The sequence below is a fragment of the Cellulomonas endometrii genome, from assembly GCF_949769265.1.
GTDB classification, from domain to species: domain Bacteria; phylum Actinomycetota; class Actinomycetes; order Actinomycetales; family Cellulomonadaceae; genus Cellulomonas; species Cellulomonas endometrii.
The window spans coordinates 105,198-124,230 of record NZ_CATKPC010000001.1; the positions used below are offsets into that span (position 1 = coordinate 105,198).

Here is a 19,033-nt window from a genome sequence, read left to right on the forward strand (position 1 = left end):
GCCGCCCGCCACGGCGCCCGGGGGACGCTCAGCCCGCCAGCGCGCGCTCCTTGATGTGGCCGAACTCCTCCTGGCTGATGGCCCCCTGGTCGAGCAGCGACTTCGCGTCCGCGATCTCGCTGACCGCCGACCGGCCGGCCGTCTCCCGGATGTACTCGTCGGTCTGCCGGCGCGCCTTCACCATCGCCTCGGTGTGCCGCTCCGCCATGCCGCGTCCGCGGGCGATGACGTAGACGAGGACCGACAGGTACGGGAGCACCACCAGAGCGACGATCCAGAGCGCCTTGACCCAGCCGCTCGTCCGGCGGTCGCGGAACAGGTCACCGCAGATCTGCCAGAGCAGCATCAGGTAGGTCAGGAACACGAACCACCAGACCATCAACCAGAACCAGTCCCAGAACGAGTCCACGGCGCCACCTCCGTCAGCTGTCGGCACCCGTGTGCCGACGGTTCCCACGGTCCTCGCCCACGAGCGGCGCACCTCACCCGGCCGGGGTGAGTCGCCGGTGGGAGCAGGGCGTTCACCCGGGACGGGTGAGGTCCCCGCACCCGCGCGGACGGACGTTGGGGAGCACAGGACGGGCGGACCGGGCGCCTGACGGCGCCCGCGCGAGGACGGGTGAGGACATGACGACCACGCAGGCGCCCGCACGGGAGTGGTACGCGGCCACGGTGGGCCAGGTGTGCGAGGCGTTCGCCGTCGACCCCGCGCGCGGTCTCTCCGCCTCGGAGGCGGCCGCGCGCCAGCGGACCTACGGGCCGAACGCGCTCGCCGCGGAGCGGCCCGAGCCGGCGTGGCGGGCGTTCCTGCGCCAGTACGCCGACCTCATGCAGCTGGTCCTGGTCGGGGCGGCCGTCGTGAGCGTCGTCGCGCTCCGCGACCTGTCCACGGGGCTGGTCGTCCTCGGGCTGACGGTGCTGAACGCCCTCATGGGGCTGCACCAGGAGGGCAAGGCCGCCGAGAGCGTGGCGTCGCTGCGCAAGATGCTGGTGATGACCGCGCGGGTGCGGCGGGACGGCGAGCTGCTGCAGATCCCCGCGGAGGAGCTGGTGCCGGGCGACGTCGTCGGCTTCGAGGCGGGGGACAAGGTCCCCGCCGACGGCCGGCTGGTCCTGGCGGCGTCGCTGGAGATCGAGGAGGCCGGCCTCACGGGGGAGAGCACGCCGGTCCCCAAGTCCGTGGACCCCGTGGCGGGGGTGGACGTCCCCCTGGGCGACCGGGTCTGCGTGGCGTACATGAACTCCCAGGTCACCCGCGGGCGCGGGGAGATGGTGGTCACGGGCACCGGGATGGGCACCGAGGTGGGGCACATCTCGGGGATGCTCAGCGCGGTCGAGCAGGACGAGACGCCGCTGACCCGGCAGCTCGACCGCCTGACCGTGGTGATCACGCTGATGGCCGCCGTCGCGCTGGTCGCGATCGTGCTCCTCGGCCTGGCCCGCGGTGAGGACTTCGACACCTTGTTCCTGGTCGGCATCAGCCTGGCGATCGCGGCGATCCCGACCGGCCTGCCCGCCGTGGTGACGATGCTGCTGTCCCTCGGCACCCGTGACCTCGCGGGCGCCGGGGCGATCGTCAAGCGGCTGCGGTCCGTCGAGACGCTCGGGGCGACCTCGGCGATCTGCTCCGACAAGACCGGCACGCTCACGCTCAACCAGATGACGGCGCGCCGGCTGGTGCTCGCGGGCCGCCGGTTCGGGGTCGACGGCGAGGGGTACGCCACGACCGGGCGGATCCTCGCGACCGGCGGCGGGCCCGACGTGCACCTGGAGCCGTTCCTGCTGCCGATGGCGCTCGCGAGCGACGCCGTGATCCGCGACGGTGCCTGCGTCGGGGACCCGACCGAGGGGGCCCTGGTGGTCCTGGCGGCCAAGGGCGGCCTCGACGTCGAGGAGACCCGGCTCGCGTTCCCCCGGGTGGCGGAGGTGCCGTTCGACGCGACGTACAAGCTGATGGCCACGTTCCACCGGGTGGTCGTCGACGGCCGCCCGGTGGTGCGGTGCTACGTCAAGGGCGCGCCGGACGTGCTGCTCGCGCGCTCGGTCCGGTACCGGGACGCGGACGGGGCGAGCCGGCCGCTCGAGGACGGGCGGCAGCGGGTCGTGGCGGAGAACGACGCGCTCGCCGGCGAGGGCATGCGGGTGCTGGCGCTGGCGCAGCGGGACCTCGAGCCCACCGCGCTGGAGGGCGCCGACCTGCTGGAGCTGGTGACCGGTCTGGACCTGCTGGCGCTGGTCGGCATCGTCGACCCGGCCCGGCGCGAGGCCGCGGCCGCCATCGCGGAGTGCCGGGCGGCGGGCATCCGCGTGCGGATGATCACGGGGGACCACGCCACGACGGCCGCCGCGATCGCCGCGCAGCTCGGCATCGAGGGGCGCGCGCTCACCGGCGCCGAGTTCGCCGCGATGCCGGACGACATGCTGGACCGGGAGGTGGACGGGATCGGCGTCGTCGCGCGGGTCGCCCCGGAGGACAAGGTGCGGCTCGTGGACGTGCTCAAGCGCCGCGGCGAGGTCGTGGCGATGACGGGGGACGGCGTGAACGACGCGCCGGCGCTCACCCGGGCGGACATCGGCGTGGCGATGGGCATCACCGGCACGGAGGTCACCAAGGACGCCGCCGAGATGATCCTGACGGACGACAACTTCGCCACCATCGTGACGGCGGTCGAACGCGGCCGCGGGCTCTACGACAACCTGATGAAGTACGTCCGGTTCCAGATGGTCGTGCTGGTCGGGTTCATCCTCACGTTCGTCGGCGCGGGGATCTTCGCCATCGCGGACGGCGTCCCGCTGTCACCCCTGCAGATCCTGTGGGTCAACTTCGCCATCGACGTCGTGCTCGCCGTGGGTCTCGGGTTCGACGCGCCGGCGCAGGACCTCATGCAGCGCCGGCCGCGCCCGCCGGACGCCCCGGTGCTCGGCCGCGCGCTCGGGGCCCGGCTGGCGCTCGACGGGCTGCTCATCGCCGTGGGGACCCTGCTCGTCGTCGCCTGGGCGGAGCCGCGGTACGGCCTGCTCACGGCGACCACGATGGGCCTGACGGCCGCCGCGCTCACGCACGTCGTCGCGGCGGCGGAGTGGCGCGACCTGCGCCGCAGCGTCATCAGCCACGAGACCGTCGCCAACGGCCGGTTCGTGACGCTCGTCCTGGTCGTGCTCGGGCTGACGGTCCTCGTGACGTCGCTGCCCATCCTGCAGCGGCTGTTCGGCACCACGGACCTCGAGCCCGGCCAGTGGGGGGCGTGCCTGCTCGCCGCCGCCGGGTACCTGGTCGCCGCGGAGCTCACCCGGGCCGTCGCCCGTGCGGTGGACCGCCCGGCGGACCGCTCGCGCTGAGGCCCGCGCCGACGAACCGGCGTCACCGGCCGCCCCCGCCGGCGCGGCGCACGAGAGAGGCCGCGCACGCCCGGGACGACCCGGGACGGACGCGGCCTCTGCGGGCACGCGGGTGGTCAGGAGGCCAGGATGCGGGCCTTCTGCGCCTCGAACTCCGCCGGCGTCAGGACGCCCTGGTCGCGGAGCTCGGCGAGCTGCCGCAGCTGGTCCAGGCGCACGTCCACCGTGCCGCCCGGCGCGGCCGCCGGAGCGGGCGCCGCGTACGCGGGCGGGGGTGCCTGCTGGTGCGCGGCGGCCTCCTGCTGCGCCCAGCGTCCCTGCTGGCGGCGCTGCACCCGGCCGGACACCGCCGTGGCGGTCCCCGCGACGACCGCGGTCCTCGCGACTCCTCGGAGCAGTCCAGGCATGTCGTCCTCCTTCGTGTGCGTGCGTGGGTGGTGCCGACGGGCACCGGCGTCAGACGCTGTCCGCGGCGTCGAGCGCGGCGAGCAGGGCCTGCACCGGGATGCGCCCGCTCGCGACGAGCTGGCCCCCGCCGTGCCGCAGGGCGGTGGCGAAGGGCGCGGCCCAGGTGTTCTCGTAGACGAGGACGCCCGCGGCGGAGCCGGGCGCCAGTGCGCCCGCCGCCTCGGCGAGGTCGTCGTCCCCGAGCAGGCCGGAGGACGCGCCCTCGAGGATCGTCAGGTCGAAGTCGCCTGTCGCGTCCAGGTCGCGCAGGTCCAGCCCCGCGACCGTCCCGTCCTCCGCCTTCGCCACGAACGCCAGGTCGAGCACGCGCACGATGCCGCGCTCCACCAGGTCCATCAGCAGCGGGAACGCCGTCCCGTCCAGGCGGTTCTCCGGGAACTCGATCACCACGTAGTCGACTGGCCCCATCTCCTGGATCCCGAGCTCTTCGCCCCTGGTTTCCACGGCTGCTCCCTCGCCGTCCTGGCGACCCGTGCGGGCCGGGGACGCGCACCGCGTCCCGACATCCACGGTCCTGCCCGGCGAGCCCGCGGGGCATCACCCCTGCCGGGTACCCGGGGGCCTCGATCCCGGGGGAGGCCTGGGTATACGTTGCCCGGCATGGGCTCCCCGGTGCGGGGCTCCGTACGGGAACTGCGCGAGCCGCCTTCGGGAGGGGGAGGCTCGCGGCGCCCGGCCGGGACCACGGAGCAACGCCTCCTGAGACCCCCACCTGCCCGCACCGTGCAGCGGCCGGGCGTCGACCGCCTGCTCGACGCCGACCCCCAGGACCGGCTCACGGTCGTCGCGGCGGGCGCCGGCTGGGGCAAGTCCACCGCGGTGGCGTCCTGGGCGGCGGCCCAGCCCGGCCCGGTCGGGTGGATCGCGCTCGACCCGCGGGACACGGTGCCCCAGGCGCTCGCCAGCCGGGTGCTCGAGGCCCTGCGCAGCAGCGGCGCCGTCCCGCCCGACCACGACCTGGCCCGGCTGCGGGTGCCGCCGACCAGCACCCCGGGCTTCGTCGCCCGCTGGGTGCGCGGCCTGGTGTCCCTGCCCGAGCCGTCGACCCTGGTCCTGGACGACCTCGACGTGGTGCGCCACCGCAACGTCGTGCAGACGGTGCGGGACCTGCTCGCGGCGGACGTGCCGCTGCGGCTGGTGCTGCTGAGCCGCGCCGAGCCCTCGCTGGAGCGCCGCACCGCCACCCGGGTGGCCGCCGAGGACCTGGCGTTCACGGCGGCGGAGGTCCGCTCCCTGGCGGAGCTGGAGGGCATCGAGGTCTCGCCCCGCGACGCCGTGCTGATCCTCGAGCGGACCCGCGGCTGGCCGACCGGCGTCCGGATCGCCCTCAGCCGCCTGGCCCGCCTGCAGGCGGGCGACGTCGAGGCGGCGCTCGCGGACGCGCTGAACGACGACCGGGCGGTCGCGGACTACCTGGTCGACGAGGTCGTGGACCGCCAGGCGCCCGCGGTCCGGTCGTTCCTCCTGCGCTCCTCCGTCGTGCCGACGTTCACCCCCGAGCTCGCCCGCGCCCTGAGCCCTAGCGCCGCGCCCGGCCGGCTGCACGAGGCGCTGGCGGCCGCGCACGACTTCGTCGCCCCCGTGCAGGCCGACCGGGCCGCGCTGCGCTACCACCCGCTCCTGCGCGAGATCCTGCACACGACCCTTCGGGTCCGGGACCCCGCGGGGCACCAGGACGCGCACGCCTGCGCCGCACGGTGGCTGCTGCGGCACGGGAGCCCCGTCGCGGCGCTGGACCACGCGACCGAGGCGGAGCACTGGGAGCTGCTCGGGCGGGTGCTCGCCGAGGCGGCGGCCCCGCTCCTGGTGGGCCCCGGCCGCGAGGCGGTGCGCGAGGTGCTCGCCCAGCTGCCCTACGACGAGCTGCCGGCCGCCGAGTGGACCGAGCTGTGCGCGGCCGCGCTGGCGCTGGTGGACCGCGCGTACCCGGCGTGCCGGACCCACGTGGCGCGCGCACGGGCGGTGCGCGCCCGCGTCGACGACGTGCCGACGGCCTCCGACGTGCTGACGGACCTGTTCGACGCGGCGTCGGCCCGCGGGCTGGGGGACGTCACCGTGCAGGGCCGCGCGGCCGCCTCGGCGGTCGACGCCCTGGCGCGGGTCGAGTGGCCGTTCCCGGCGTACGGCGGGTACCTGCGCAGCGCGCACGAGCTGCGCGGCTCCGCCCTCCTCTGGCAGGGGGACGCGGCCGGCGCGCGCCGCGAGCTCGCCGCCTCCGTGGCGGAGGAGCCGGACGTCGTCGACTTCACGTCGCTGAGCGCGCGAGCCGCGCTCGCGCTCGCGCACGCGGCGCTCGGCGGCCTGGACGCGGCCGAGCGGGAGGCGCAGGCCGCGGTCGCGCTCGCAGCGGCGTCGGGCTGGACGTCCTACACCTACGTCCGCCCCGCGTACGCCGCCCTCGCGTGGGTCGCGCTCCTGCGCGGTCGGTGGGGGGACGCCGACCGCGCCGTCGCCTACGGGTTCGCGGCGTGCGACGCCGGCGCGGACCCCACGTCGCTCGCGGCGCTGCAGGCGCTCCAGGTGCTCACCGCGCTCTCCCGGGGGCGGGTGCGTGCGGCGCGCGCGGCGTCCGACGGCGGCCGCGGCACCGAGCCCGCGGCGTCCCTCGTCGCCGACCTGCGGCTCCGGGGCGAGGTCGAGGTGGAGGGCGTGACCGGGGAAGGCCCGTCGCAGGGCGCCGGGGTGGTCCGGATCTCGTCGCCGTTGGAGGCGCTGACCGCCGGGCGGCGCTCGCTCGCGCGGGCCGACCTCGGCGGCGCCCGCCGGCACGCCCGGGTCGCGGCCGGGTGGGCCGCGGACCTCGGGGACCCGCTCACCGAGACGGAGGCGTGCCTGCTGCTGGCCGAGGTGGCCGAGCAGCGGAACGCCGCGCGACTCGCGGAGGACCTGGTGCGCCGGGCGATGTCCGTGGCGGCGCCCGAGCAGCTGCTCCGGCCGTTCCTCTGCGGCGCCGGCCCGGGCGCCCGCGCGGCCCTCCGCCGGGTGCTGCCCGGCCGCACCGACGCCCTGGCGCGGGACGTGGTCGGGCGCCTGACGACCCCGGCGCCCGTGACGGAGCCGGAGCCGCTGCCGTCCGTGCTCACCGACCGGGAGCTCACCGTGCTCGCCGCCCTGCCCAGCATGGCGAGCAACACGGAGATCGCCGAGGACCTGGTGGTCTCGGTCAACACGGTCAAGGCGCACCTGAAGTCGCTGTACCGCAAGCTCGACGTCCCGACGCGGCGCGCCGCCGTGGCCCGGGGGCGGGAGCTCGGCCTGCTGCCCTGAGGCCGGCGGGGCGTCAGTGCAGCAGCGTGTACTTGAGCACCACCATGGCCACGCCCAGCAGCCCCGTGCCGGCCGCCGACAGCACCCGGGCGGCCCCGCGCATGCCCCCGGCGGTGCTCATCCGCCACCCGACGACGACGAGCAGCGCCACGTTCGCGATCAGCGCGAGCCGCACGCCGAGGCCCGTCGGCACGCCCAGCACCGCCTCGACGACCAGGAGCGCCACGGGCACGAGGCAGGCCGCCACCAGCGGCAGGCCGTCCTGCACCACCTCGCGGCGCTCGTGGGGGTGCAGCGGCCTGCCCTCGTGCGTGCGCAGCGCGATCCAGTGCGCGTAGGTCTCCGCCGCCCAGTACACGAGCAGGGTCCCCGCGAGCACGACCGCGAGCCGGGCCAGGCCCAGGTCCTCCGGGGCCGCGGCCAGGACCGAGCCCGTCACGACCAGCCCGTACAGGTGCGAGGCGCGGCGGCGCACCGCCCGGGGCTGCGCCTGCCGCGCGGTGCCCGCCACGCGCCGCGCCGCTCAGCCGAACGTCTCGAGCAGCAGGTCGCGCTCCGCCTGGGTGAGGTTCGTCGAGACGAGCCGGGAGCCCAGCCCGTGGAACCGCTCGCCCAGCCGGTCCATGTCGGCGTCCTGGGTGACCGCGAGCAGGAGGGACGTGCCCTCGGTTGTCTCGTCCTTCAGCCGGGCGAGGTCGTCCTCGTTGATCCCGACGCCCTCGACGGACTTGGCGAGCGCCCCGATCCCGGCGCCCGCGGCCGCGCCGAGCAGCGGCGCGAAGAACAGCCCGCCGACGAGGAGGCCCCAGAGGGCGCCCCAGCCCGCCTTGCGCTTGCCCTCGTCGTGCTGGTGGTGCAGCTCCGGGCGCTTCTCGCCCACGGGCCAGGACACGACCGCGGAGTCGACGACCTTCACCAGGCCGTCGTCCTGGGCGGAGTGCAGGGCGCCGAGGGCCTTGTCCGCCCCCTCGGGGGTGTCGAACTTCCACGCGGTGAACGTCGTCATGGCCATCTCCTCGCTCGGTGCGGCGGATGTCACTGTCCCGCCGGGGACCCGGCGTCCGGCTCACCCGCGCCGGGTGACCGCGGACGCCGGGCCCGCCGGCGGGGACGGGGCGGTCAGGCGCTCACGGTGAACGCGTCGCGCAGGCGGGCCTCGTCCTCGTCGGACAGGTTGGTCTGGATCAGCTCGCCGTGGACGCCCTGCTCGTCCAGCGCCCCGAAGACCTTGTCGCCCACGGCGCCGCTGGACAGCAGGAACAGCGCGGACGTGCCGGGCGTGACCTTGCTGCGGACGGAGGCGATGAAGTCGTCGTCGATCCCGACGTCGGCGAGCGCCCCCCCGAGCGCGCCGGCGGCCGCGCCGATCGCCGCGCCGAGCAGCGGGATGAAGAAGAGCAGGCCGAACAGCATGCCCCAGAAGGTGCCCCCGAGGGCCCCCGCCGCCGTGAGGCTGTGCGCCTGACGGGTCTTCGGCTTCTTCGTGCCGAGCTCCCACGACACGGTGGCCGCGTCGTGGACCTGGATGAGCTGCTGCTTCTGCAGGGCGAGCAGGGCGGCCTCGGCCCGGTCCGCGCCGTCGGGGGTCTCGAACTTCCACACGCTGAGAGTGGCCACCGTGGTCTCCTTGTCCGGAACTCGACTGACGCCACCAGCGTCGTCGTCCTCCGGCGTCCCCGCCTCACCCGTACCGGATGTCCCGGCGCCCGCGTGGGCGCGCCCTCACCCGTCGGCGGCCAGCGCCCCCTGCAGCTGCGCCGTGCTCGCGTCGTCCCACCCGTCCGGGGCGGCCACGGACGCCCACGCCGCCGCGAGCTGCCCGTCGTAGTTGTGCCCGTGACCGTCGGGGACGGACTTCCCGTTGACGAGGTCGAACGTCAGCTGCCAGAACGACACGAACGGGTACCAGGTCATCGTCGGGCCGCTCCGGTCCGGCGCGGGCTCGGTGGACCAGTCCGGGCGCTCGAGGAGGAGCGCCGGCCCCCACCAGACGATGGGGTCGGACCGGTGCTGCAGGTACAGGACCCGCGGGTCCTCCCAGGGCGCGTCGGGCACGCCGACGTCACCCGTCTCGTCCGCGAACCGCACCACGAGCCCGCTGGCGTAGACCGGCGCCGTCTCGGGCGTGCCCGGGTCCCGGCGCTCCACCAGCGCCCGCCAGACCTCGTTGGCGTGCGGGGGACCGACCCACAGCACGCCGTCGGTGCGCTCGCGGATGTCCGCCAGGGAGTCGTACACGCTCTCCGAGCCGAACGACCCGAGGCTCTCGCCGTACGCGAGCAGGCGGGGCCGGTCCTCGGGCGGGAGCGCGTCGACCCGGGCCTCGACCGCCGCGAACAGCGCCTGCGCCTCGTCCTCGGCCCGCACGCGGTCGACCAGGAAGGAGAGCCAGCTCGGCAGGTAGGAGTACTGGGTGGCGACGGTGGCGGTGTCCCCGCCGTACATCAGCTCGAGCGGCTCGACGGCCGCCTCGTTCACCCAGCCGCTCCCGGTCGTCGTCACGACGAGCAGCACCTCGCGCTCGAAGGCGCCGGTCCGCTCGAGCTCGGCGACGGCGACCTCGGCGCGCCCGGCCGGGTCCTCCGCCGTGTCGAGCCCGGCGTACACGCGGATCGGGTCCGCGACCGCGCCGGCCGGCGAGGCGGCGAGCGCCTCGGGTGACGGGCCCCGCGCCACGAACCGGCGTCCCTCGCGCCCGAGCGTGTCCCACGCCGCGAGCGAGGCGGGCGACCCGGACCGGCCGGCGTCCTGCGGCTGCTCGACGCCGGGGTGGTCCTCCGTGTTCGCCGCGGCGAACACCTCGTCGACCACGGACAGCACCCGCGTCAGCACCACGTCGTTCAGGACGACCAGCAGGCCCAGCCCGACGAGGACCGCGCCGGCGACGCTCGCCACGACCCCGGGCAGCCGGAGCCGTCGCCGCAGGAACCGCGCGACCGCCCGGCTCACGAGGCGGATCCCGCGCGCCACGGCGATCAGGACGGCCGCGACGAGGACGAGCACGGGGGCCGCGCGCAGCCAGCCGGACGTCGTGGTGGCCGGCATGCCCATGGCGTCGGTGAGCTCCCGCTGCCACCGGGCCGCGACCGCGAGCATGACCAGCAGGGCGGACGCCCCCGCGAGGCACAGGGCCGGCACGACCCACCGGCTGGCCCGCGGCGGGACGCGCGCGTCGACGCGGGCGAGGAGCGCGCGCCACCGCGACGACCGCCGCAGCAGCCAGGCCAGGAGGACGCCGACGCCGTAGCCGATGGCGCCCGAGACACCGGAGACGAGGCCCTGGAAGAGCCAGTCGCGCGGCAGCAGGGACGGCGTCATGGCGAGCATCGCGAACACCACGCCGGCCACCAGGCCGCCGCCGTGCAGGGGCCGGGGCCGGAGACGCCTGCGCCGCGGACCGTCGTCTGCCGTCATCCCGGGGACGCTACCCGGTGCGGCGCCGGGGGAGTCACCCGCGGCGCATGAGGACGCCGGGGGCGCCGGGACGGCAGGCTGGCCGCAGGACGACGCGCACGCTCACGGGAGCAGCCATGCTGTACCACATCCGGGTCGTCGGACCGGAGCACGAGCTGGACGACCTGCGCGACTTCGCGGACATCGTCTCCGCCCCGACGCAGGACGGCGCGATCCTCTCATGCCAGGTGCCGGACCACTCGGGGCTCACCGGTGTGGTGGCGCTGCTCGGGGACCTGGGCATCGACATCGCCGAGCTGCGCCGGGTGCCCGAGCTGCGCTGACCTCAGTCGTCGGGCCGCTCCGCCGCGACGGCCTCGTCGACGGTCCGGTACCGCTCCGGCGGCGGGCCGTCTCCGTCGGCGGCGACGGCCCGCAGCATGTCCCGGACCTGCCCCACGTCCTCGGCGACGACGAGCCGGGCGCCCGCGCGCCGCAGGTCCCGCCCCAGCAGCCCGAGCATCTCCGCCGCCGCGCTGTCCACGAACGGGACGGTCCGCGCGTCCAGGACCACGAGCCGCGGCCGCTGCTCGCGCGCGAGCGCCCGGACGGCGGAGCGCACCGTGTCGGCGTTCGCGAAGAACAGCCCCGCGTCGACCCGCACGACGAGCACGCCCGGCACCGGTGCCCCGGGCGCGCGCCCGAGGGCGGCCCGTCGGGCGACGTCCACCCAGGTGCCGTGCTGGTCCCGCACGAGCACGGCGACGTGCGGCCGCGACGCCCGCGCCAGCAGCAGGAACAGCGACAGCACCACGCCGATGACCAGGCCGGGCAGCGTGTCGAGGACGAGCACGCCGAGCAGCGCGGCCAGGGCGGCGTACGCGTCGTACCGCGCGGCGTTGCCGTACAGGCCGCGCCCCGTCGCCCCCGCCAGCGCCCACAGCCGGCGCAGGGCGGCCACGTCGACCAGCTCCACGACCGCCGCGATGACGACCGCCGCCAGCGCGGCCTCGGGCAGCGGCTCGAACAACGGGGTGAGGAGCAGCAGCGTCGCGAGCGTGAGCGCCGCCGCGGTCATCCCGGACAGCTGGCTGCGCGCGCCGGCGCCGCCGTTGACGGCGGTCTTGGACAGGCTGCCGTTGACGACCATCCCCGACGCCAGGCCCGAGCCCACGTTCGCGAGGCCCATGCCCAGCAGCTCGCGGTCCGGGTCGATGTCGTACCCGGCCCGGTCGGCGTAGGCACGGGCGGCGCCGAGCGCCTCCGCGAAGCCGACGAGCACCACGCCCGCCGCCGGTCCGACGAGCTCGCCGTAGGTCGCCAGGTCGAGGTCGGGCAGCCCCAGCGGCGGCAGCCCGGGCTCGATGGGCCCGACGACCTGCACGCCGGCGTCCTGCAGGCCGAGGGTCAGCACGGCGAGGACCCCGAGGGCCACGACCACCAGGGCGCCCGGCACCCGGGGTGCGTAGCGGCGCAGCACGAGCACGACCGCGAGGCACGCGGCGCCCAGCACGGTCGTGACGACGTCCAGGTCGGGCAGGCCGCGCACGACGGCGACGGACTTCTCCAGGAAGCTCCCCTCGCCCTTCTCGATCCCCAGCAGCGCGGGCACCTGGCCGACGACGATGGTCAGCGCCAGCCCGACGATGAAGCCCTTGAGCACCGGCGCGGAGATGAACGCGGCCAGGAACCCCGCCCGCAGCAGGGCCGCGAGCAGGCAGAGCAGGCCCGTGACGAGCGCCGTCCCGGAGGTCAGCGCGAGGTAGGCGGCGGCGTCCCCCGGACGGAAGGCCGCCACCACGCCGGCGGACAGCGCGGCCGTCGCGGACATGGGCCCGACCACCAGGTGCCGCGAGCTGCCGGCGGCCGCGTACAGCACGAGCGACGGCACGGCCGCGTACAGCCCCACCACGGGGTCCACCCCCGCGATCGTCGCGTAGGCCAGCGACTCGGGGACGAGCACCGCCCAGACCGTCAGCCCCGCGAGGAGGTCGCGGGAGAGCCACGCGCGGCGGTAGCCGGCGAGGGAGGGGAACACCCGGGGTCGCACCATGGAGGTCCCTTCAGGGCAGCGCGCGGAGCACGGGCGGGACCCACTCGCCGTGCACCGCTGAGGGCTCGGGGGCGTACAGGCGAGCGGTCACCCGGAACGCGCCCGGTGACGTGCGGACCCAGCGGGCGTGCCCGCCGGCATCCGCGGGCGGGTGCGGCTGGAGGGCGAAGGTCGTCGCCCCCGACGGGCGCGCGCCCGTCGGGTCCGGGGGGTCCGAGCCGCCGCCCACCCACCCGTGCGGCCCCGGGCCGAGCGGCGCACCGGACGGTTCGGCGTGCACGGCCAGCGACCAGCCCAGGCGCGCCGGTGGCGGGCGCCGGAAGGTCAGGGAGTACGGCCGGTCCCCGTGGAGCGGCTCGCCGTCGAGATCGCGCCAGCGCACCGTCAGCGTCTCCTGGGGGCTGGGCGCGTGCAGCTCACGATCGGCGGACACCGCGCGGCCGAGGCGGGCGCAGGCCGTGCCGTCGGTGTCGTCGGCGACGCACGCCGTCGTGTGCGGGCTGGGCTGCCGGGCGAGCGCGTCCTGGAGGACCGCGGCGCCCAGCGCCACGCCCCGGGCCACGAGGGCGTGCTCGGCCCGGGAGCCAGGGACGGCGCTGCCGCGCGGCGCGCCCAGCCGTGCGGCGCGGGCGAGCAGCTCCCGGTCCGCGCGGCCCGGGTCGCCGCCCAGGCCGGTCGCGAACGCCAGGTAGTCCAGGAACCCGGTGCCGAGTGCGCGGTCCTCGTCCCACGGCAGCCAGGCGGGCGGGGGGACGGGACGCGGCGGAGCGCCGCCGGTGAGCTCGTGCAGCGGGGCCAGCCGCAGGGCGCCCCGCAGCGCCTCCGCCCCCGTCGCCCCGCCGGGACCGGGCACCGCGACCCGGCCGAGCAGCCGCACGATGTCGGAGCGGGCGTGCAGCGCACCGGTCAGCCCCGGCGGCAGGGTCCCGCTCCACCGCGGTCCGACCACCGCCCACGTGGCGGCGTGCTGCCCGGTGCGCAGGACCCCGAGCCGACCGACCTCGTGGGCGAACAGGTCCGTCAGCTCGACGCCCACGTACCGGCCCTCGGGCACCGCCGGGTGGCTGAGCACCACGGGCTCGGAGCGCAGGTCCAGCCACGCCTCGCAGAGGAGCACCCCGGGGTCGGCCCAGGGGGGCGCGCCGTCGCGGGCGGACGGAGCCGGCGTGTGCGTCAGCTCGCCGAGCGGGCGGGAACCCGCCACCACCTGCTCGTGCAGGAGCGCGTACGTCATCAGCAGCGGCCACGCGAGCACGTAGGCGTCCGCGACCGTCCTGACCGTGTCAGCGTCCCCGTCGGCCCGGCCAGGGCCGGACGCGCGTGCGCCCATGCTCCCCACCCTTCCTCCGGTCACGGGACCCCGGCCCGCGTCACCCCAGCAGACCGGACGCGGGACGGCACCGCCTCACCCGGTGTGCATGACCGGCGCGAGGACGCCGGGCAGGAGCAGCACCACGGTCCCGGGGGCCGGCCGACCCGCGCGGGGGCGCGCCTCACCCGCGACGGATGAGGGCGGGCGGCGCCCGGTGCGGAGACGATGCACGGGGGTGACGGCCACCGGCAGCGACGCTACGGTGGGCCCGACACGCAGGGGGAGCGTGACTCATGGTCGCAGGCAGCCGTGCTCCGGGACGGGGCGCCACGACCGCGCCCCCGCGCACCCCGGCCGGCCGCATCCGGGTCCCCGTGCTCCCGCGCGGCGTCCTGGCCCGCACCCGGTGCGTCGACGCGCTCGCCGCGGCCGTCGCCGGGCACCGGCTGGTGCTGGTCAGCGCCCCGGCCGGCTACGGGAAGACGACGCTCCTGGTGCAGTGGGCCGCCACGGCCGACCGCCCGGTCGCCTGGGTCTCCCTGGACGCGCTGGACGACGACCCGGCGCGGCTGACCCGCGTGCTGCAGGACGCCGTCGCGCAGGCGACGCGCCGCGCCGGCGCCCCGCGGGAGGGGACGACGGGGGGCCCGACGCCGCGCACGGTGGCGCAGGGCGTGGACGGCCTCGCCGCCCGCCTGGACGGGCTGGAGGGGTCGGGCCCCGCGCCCGTGGTCGTGCTCGACGACATCCACCTGCTGTCGGTGCAGACGGCGCGGCAGGTCCTCGGCCCCCTCCTGCGCTACCCGGGGACCAGCTTCGTGCTCGCGGGCCGCTACGACGCCGTCGTCCCGCTGAACCGGCTGCGGCTCAGCGGGGAGCTCGCCGAGCTGCGCGAGGACGTCCTGGCCTTCACCCCGACGGAGGTCGCCGACCTCGTGCGGGCGCTCGGCGACGAGGCGGCGCGGGACTGGTCGCGCGCCCTGTGGGAGCTCACCGGCGGCTGGCCGGTCGCGGTCCGGCTGGCGATCACCGCCGGTGTGCTGGGCGGCTCCGGCGCGCCCATGCGGGAGCTGCGCGACCGGGACGTGCCGATCACCGGGTACCTGGTGGAGGAGGTGATCGACGCGCTGCCCGCGGAGCTCGCGGACTTCGTCCTGCGGGCCAGCCTGGTCGACGCGATCGACCCGGCCCTCGCCGAGGCGATCGCCCCGCACGGGGCGCGGCTGCTGGACGAGTGCGTCGCGCGGGGGCTGTTCCTGGCGCAGGTCGCGGACGACGACGGCGGCGACCCGGTCTACCGCTGGCACACGCTCGTCGCCGCCCACGCGGCCGCCGTGCTGGCGCGGCGCGACCCGGCCGCGGTGCGCGACACGCACCGGGTCGTCGCCGAGCACGTCGCCGCGCGCGACCCGGCGGCCGCGATCACCCACGCCCTGGAGGGCGCCGCCCCCGACCTCGCGGCGTCGATCCTGGGGGAGCGGTGGCCGGACCTCCTGGTCCGCGGCGACGTGACGCTGATCGACCGGCTCCGCTCGGCGCTGCCCGCGCCGCAGCGGCACGAGCCGGACGTCCTGCTGGCGCTGTCCGCGGCCCGGGCCTTCGAGCCGGCGGACCCGGGGGCCGAGGACCCCGACCGGCAGCCCGCCGCGGTCACCGCCCTCGTGCACGCGCTCATGGCCCCCGGCCGGCCGGCGCTGGAGGAGGCGATCCGGCGAGGCCGCGCGGCGCTCGCGGACGTCGACCTCGACGACGGCACGCGGGCGCTCGGGCTGTACCTGCTCGGCCGTGCGGAGCTGCAGCGGTACTCGGGCGACGCCGCCGCCGGTCCGCGGCTCGCCCACGGCGCGGTGCTCGCCGCGCAGCGCGGCTGGGTCGCGCTCGAGCTCGGCTGCCGCGCGGAGGAGAGCCTCGCGACCGCGCACCGGGGCGACCTGCTGGCCGCGCGCACGCGGGCGCAGGACGTGCTCCGGGCGGCGGCGGCGCGGGGGTGGGGCGGCACGGGGATCACCGCGTCCGCGCACCTCGCATGCGGGCTGGTCGCCTACTGGCGCGACGAGCTGGACGTCGCGCACGACCACCTCGACGCGGCGGTCGTCGCCGCCGGGCGGGCCCGGCCCGAGGTCGCGGTGCACGCCGCCGGCGTGCTGGCGATCACGTGCATGGTCCGCGGGGACGCCGCCGGGCTCGCGCGCGCCCGGGCCGTCACGGACGCGCCCTGGACGGACGCCGACGCGCCGGAGCACGTGCGCGCCTTCCGCCAGTTCCTGACCGCGATCCAGCTGGACCTTGAGCGCCGGCCGGACGCGGCGCTCGCGCTGGTCGACGAGCGCACCGCGGCGTTCGGCGACCCGCTGGCCCTGACGTGGCAGAGCGACCTGCGACGCCGCGTCGGCGACCGCGAGGGCTCGTGGCGGGCCCTGCGCGCCGCGATCAGCGCGACGGACGGGGTCGCGCACCCGCTGCCGCAGACGCTGGTCGCCGTCCGCTCAGCCGCGGCCCTCCTGCACGAGGACGAGCACGCCGCCCACGAGGCGCTCGAGGGCGCGCTGGAGGCCGCCGCGCCGCAGGGCGTCGTCCGGCCGCTGCGGGACCGCGCGGCGAGCCTGCACCCGCTGCTGTCGGACCACCTGGAGTAGGGGAGCGCCCACGAGGCCCTGGTCGCGCGGCTGCTGGTGGCGGAGGAGGACGCGCCCGCCGTGCGCGCCTCCGCGTGGGAGCTCACGCCCCGCGAGCACGACGTCCTCGCCTGCCTGCGGTCGTCGATGACCTCCGACGAGATCGCCGGCTCCCTGTTCCTGTCCGTCAACACGATCAAGACCCACATGCGCTCCATCTACCGCAAGCTCGGCGCCGACGGCCGGCGCGCCGCGGTCCGCGAGGCGGTGCACCGCGGCCTGCTGTGACCGGTGCGAGGCTCGGGGGCTCCGGCCGCGGCGATCCCGTCGCGGGTCAGACGTCCTCCTCGAACGCCTCCCGCAGCCGTGCCTCGTCGGTCTCGGACAGGTTGGTCTGCACCAGCTCGCCGTGGATGCCCTGGTCCTTCAGTGCCCCGACGACCTTGTCCGGCACCGCGCCCGAGGACAGCAGGAAGAGCGCCGACGTGCCGGGGGTGACCTTGCTGCGCACGGATGCGATGAACTCGTCGTCGATGCCGACGTCCGTCAGTGCGCCGCCGAGCGCACCCGCCGCCGCCCCGATGGCCGCACCCAGCAGCGGGACGAAGAACAGCAGGCCGAACAGCATCCCCCAGAACGTCCCGCCCAGGGCGCCGGCCGCCGCCAGGTTGTTCGTCTGGCGCGTCCTCGGCTTCTTCTTCCCGGGCTCCCACGACACGGTCGCGGCGTCGTGCACCTGGATCAGCTCCTGCTTCTGCAGGGCGATGAGCGCCGCCTCCGCCCGGTCGGCCCCTTCGGGGGTCTCGAACTTCCACACGCTGAGAGTGGCCACGGTCTGCTCCTTCGTCCGGCCGGGTGACGCGCTCAGCGTGCCCGCCGCTCGGTCCGGGGCACCTCACCCGCGCGGGATGACCGGCGGGGCCGTGGCGGTTGCGGGTCGGCGCGCACCTGCCCCGGGCACGACGAAGGCCCCAGGTCTGTGACCTGGGGCCTTGCTGGTGGGCGATACTGGGATCGAACCAGTGACCTCTTCCGTGTCAGGGAAGCGCGCTACCGCTGCGCCAATCGCCCGGGTAAATACGAGGTGGAGATGGGATTCGAACCCACGTATACGGCTTTGCAGGCCGCTGCCTCGCCTCTCGGCCACTCCACCCTGAGACCTCAGTCCTCAGCGACCGATGCGGTCGGCCGGGAGTCTGCCTCCGAGCGGACGACGGGATTCGAACCCGCGACCCTCACCTTGGCAAGGTGATGCTCTACCACTGAGCCACGTCCGCACGCCACGTTCCACCGGTTTTCACCGGCTTTCCGGGTGCGTCGAGAACTCTAGCCGACTCCTGAGGCGAGAACCAAACCGGGCTCTCACACCGGTGGAGTTCCGCGCGATCACGCGGGTCCGGCGGCGTGGCGGGGCCTCCGGCGAGCCGTCACGGACGCCGGGCGGCCTCGCTACCGTGTCGCTGTGCCGACCGACTCGACCCCTCCCGAGCGTGCGCCGAGCGCGTCCAGCACGTCGCCCGCCGCGGGCGTCGCGTGGTTCGGCGGCCGGCTGCTCCGGGACCCCGTGGAGCACGTGCCCGACGTCGAGCAGGAGCCGCAGCGCCTGCGGGGACCGGGCTCCTGGGTGCTCGTGGGCGACTTCGAGGGCCCCGTGGCCGCGTGGCGGTTCCGGGCGTCGGGCCCCGGCGCACCCCGGCCCGGCCGCTGGACCGGGCCTGACCCCCGCACGTGGGAGTCGTCGCTGGACGAGCGCGCGTACGTCGACGCGGTGCAGGACGTCCGGGCGACGATCCGCGCCGGCACGGTGTACCAGGCGAACCTCTGCCGGGTGCTCAGCGCGCCGCTGCCGGTGCGGGACGGTGCCGAGCCGGACGCGGCCGCCCTCGGGGCGCGGCTGGCGGCGGGCAACCCGGCGCCGTTCGCCGGGGGCGTGCACGTGCCGGCCGGGGGAGCGGTGCCGCCCGTGTGGGTCGTGACCGCGTCCCCGGAGCTGTTCCTGCGGGTCGAGGACGGCTGGGTGACCTCCGCGCCGATCAAGGGCACCGCCGCGACCGCGGACGGGCTCACGGCGAAGGACCGCGCGGAGAACGTGATGATCACGGACCTCGTGCGGAACGACCTGCAGCGGGTGTGCGAGCCCGGGACGGTGGAGGTGACGACGCTCCTCGGCGTGGAGGAGCACCCCGGTCTCGTGCACCTGGTCTCCACGGTGCGCGGGCGGCTGTCCGCGGACGTGCGCGACGGCGCGGACCTCTGGGCGCGGCTGCTCGGTGCCACGTTCCCGCCCGGGTCGGTGTCCGGGGCGCCGAAGCTCGCGGCGCTGGACACGATCCGGCGGCTGGAGCCGGCCCCGCGCGGCCCCTACTGCGGGGCGGTCGGGTGGGTGGAGGTCGCCGACGACGGGTCGGTGCGCGCGGAGCTCGCCGTCGGGATCCGGACGTTCGTGTGGCGCGACGGCGTCCTGCGGTTCGGCACGGGGGCGGGGATCACGTGGGGGAGCGACCCCGCGGCGGAGTGGGCGGAGACCGAGCTGAAGGCCGCGCGGCTCGTGGGCCTGGCGTCCGGCCCGGTGGGAGACTGACCGGC

16 protein-coding genes and 3 tRNA genes are annotated in these 19,033 nt (G+C 76.7%); 6 read left to right on the forward strand and 13 right to left on the reverse strand.

Annotation, left to right across the window (positions count from 1 at the left end; translation table 11 throughout):
- Positions 1-28: 28 nt before the first annotated feature.
- Positions 29-409 carry an SHOCT domain-containing protein gene (locus QNH85_RS00435; protein ID WP_282943819.1) on the reverse strand — a complete coding sequence of 127 codons (381 nt, stop codon included), beginning with the start codon at positions 407-409 and terminating at the stop codon, positions 29-31.
- 218 nt (positions 410-627) lie between these two features.
- Between QNH85_RS00435 and QNH85_RS00440 the strand changes: the two genes are divergently transcribed.
- Entirely contained in the window at positions 628-3,339 is a 2,712-nt protein-coding gene (locus QNH85_RS00440; RefSeq protein ID WP_282943821.1) for a cation-translocating P-type ATPase, read from the forward strand.
- A gap of 116 nt (positions 3,340-3,455) precedes the next feature.
- Here QNH85_RS00440 and QNH85_RS00445 read toward each other — a convergent pair whose 3' ends face one another.
- On the reverse strand, positions 3,456-3,746 hold the full coding sequence (locus tag QNH85_RS00445) for an SHOCT domain-containing protein (RefSeq protein WP_282943823.1): 291 nt from the start codon (positions 3,744-3,746) through the stop codon (positions 3,456-3,458).
- 49 nt (positions 3,747-3,795) lie between these two features.
- Positions 3,796-4,251, reverse strand: a complete 456-nt coding sequence (locus QNH85_RS00450) for a DUF6325 family protein (RefSeq protein ID WP_282943825.1) — start codon at positions 4,249-4,251, stop codon at positions 3,796-3,798.
- 279 nt (positions 4,252-4,530) lie between these two features.
- Here QNH85_RS00450 and QNH85_RS00455 point away from each other — a divergent pair, with 279 nt between their 5' ends.
- Positions 4,531-7,074, forward strand: coding sequence for a winged helix-turn-helix domain-containing protein (locus tag QNH85_RS00455; RefSeq protein WP_282943827.1), 2,544 nt, complete (start codon positions 4,531-4,533; stop codon positions 7,072-7,074).
- Between the two features lie 13 nt (positions 7,075-7,087).
- Here QNH85_RS00455 and QNH85_RS00460 read toward each other — a convergent pair whose 3' ends face one another.
- The 4 genes from QNH85_RS00460 to QNH85_RS00475 all read right to left on the reverse strand — a co-directional run bounded on the left by QNH85_RS00460 (position 7,088) and on the right by QNH85_RS00475 (position 10,488).
- Positions 7,088-7,585: a hypothetical protein gene (locus tag QNH85_RS00460; RefSeq protein ID WP_282943828.1), complete on the reverse strand. Its 498-nt coding sequence runs from the start codon at positions 7,583-7,585 to the stop codon at positions 7,088-7,090.
- Between the two features lie 12 nt (positions 7,586-7,597).
- Positions 7,598-8,080, reverse strand: a complete 483-nt coding sequence (locus QNH85_RS00465) for a DUF1269 domain-containing protein (protein ID WP_282943830.1) — start codon at positions 8,078-8,080, stop codon at positions 7,598-7,600.
- A 113-nt stretch (positions 8,081-8,193) separates the two neighbouring features.
- Entirely contained in the window at positions 8,194-8,691 is a 498-nt protein-coding gene (locus QNH85_RS00470) for a DUF1269 domain-containing protein (RefSeq protein ID WP_282943832.1), read from the reverse strand.
- A 105-nt stretch (positions 8,692-8,796) separates the two neighbouring features.
- Positions 8,797-10,488 carry an alpha/beta hydrolase gene (locus QNH85_RS00475; protein ID WP_282943834.1) on the reverse strand — a complete coding sequence of 564 codons (1,692 nt, stop codon included), beginning with the start codon at positions 10,486-10,488 and terminating at the stop codon, positions 8,797-8,799.
- Positions 10,489-10,604: 116 nt separating this feature from the next.
- Here QNH85_RS00475 and QNH85_RS00480 point away from each other — a divergent pair, with 116 nt between their 5' ends.
- Complete coding sequence (locus QNH85_RS00480) at positions 10,605-10,811, forward strand: hypothetical protein (RefSeq protein WP_213281642.1); 207 nt, start codon at positions 10,605-10,607, stop codon at positions 10,809-10,811.
- A 2-nt stretch (positions 10,812-10,813) separates the two neighbouring features.
- Here the strand turns inward: QNH85_RS00480 and QNH85_RS00485 are convergent, their stop codons facing one another.
- Entirely contained in the window at positions 10,814-12,520 is a 1,707-nt protein-coding gene (locus tag QNH85_RS00485; protein ID WP_282943837.1) for a SulP family inorganic anion transporter, read from the reverse strand.
- 10 nt (positions 12,521-12,530) lie between these two features.
- Positions 12,531-13,850, reverse strand: a complete 1,320-nt coding sequence (locus tag QNH85_RS00490) for a DUF1254 domain-containing protein (protein ID WP_282943839.1) — start codon at positions 13,848-13,850, stop codon at positions 12,531-12,533.
- Between the two features lie 275 nt (positions 13,851-14,125).
- Between QNH85_RS00490 and QNH85_RS00495 the strand changes: the two genes are divergently transcribed.
- Both QNH85_RS00495 and QNH85_RS00500 read left to right on the forward strand, forming a co-directional pair.
- Positions 14,126-16,468: a winged helix-turn-helix domain-containing protein gene (locus QNH85_RS00495; RefSeq protein WP_282943841.1), complete on the forward strand. Its 2,343-nt coding sequence runs from the start codon at positions 14,126-14,128 to the stop codon at positions 16,466-16,468.
- A 36-nt stretch (positions 16,469-16,504) separates the two neighbouring features.
- Positions 16,505-16,735, forward strand: coding sequence for a response regulator transcription factor (locus tag QNH85_RS00500; protein ID WP_282943843.1), 231 nt, complete (start codon positions 16,505-16,507; stop codon positions 16,733-16,735).
- Positions 16,736-16,781: 46 nt separating this feature from the next.
- On the opposite strand, the gene QNH85_RS00505 is transcribed toward QNH85_RS00500, so the two are convergent.
- From QNH85_RS00505 to QNH85_RS00520, 4 genes are all read right to left on the reverse strand, one after another.
- On the reverse strand, positions 16,782-17,279 hold the full coding sequence (locus QNH85_RS00505; protein ID WP_282943845.1) for a DUF1269 domain-containing protein: 498 nt from the start codon (positions 17,277-17,279) through the stop codon (positions 16,782-16,784).
- A 164-nt stretch (positions 17,280-17,443) separates the two neighbouring features.
- Positions 17,444-17,518, reverse strand: a tRNA-Val gene (locus QNH85_RS00510).
- A gap of 11 nt (positions 17,519-17,529) precedes the next feature.
- Positions 17,530-17,600, reverse strand: a tRNA-Cys gene (locus tag QNH85_RS00515).
- Between the two features lie 52 nt (positions 17,601-17,652).
- Positions 17,653-17,724: transfer RNA gene (locus tag QNH85_RS00520), tRNA-Gly, on the reverse strand.
- A 185-nt stretch (positions 17,725-17,909) separates the two neighbouring features.
- Here QNH85_RS00520 and QNH85_RS00525 point away from each other — a divergent pair.
- Complete coding sequence (locus QNH85_RS00525) at positions 17,910-19,028, forward strand: chorismate-binding protein (protein WP_282943847.1); 1,119 nt, start codon at positions 17,910-17,912, stop codon at positions 19,026-19,028.
- The last annotated feature ends 5 nt before the right edge of the window (positions 19,029-19,033 follow it).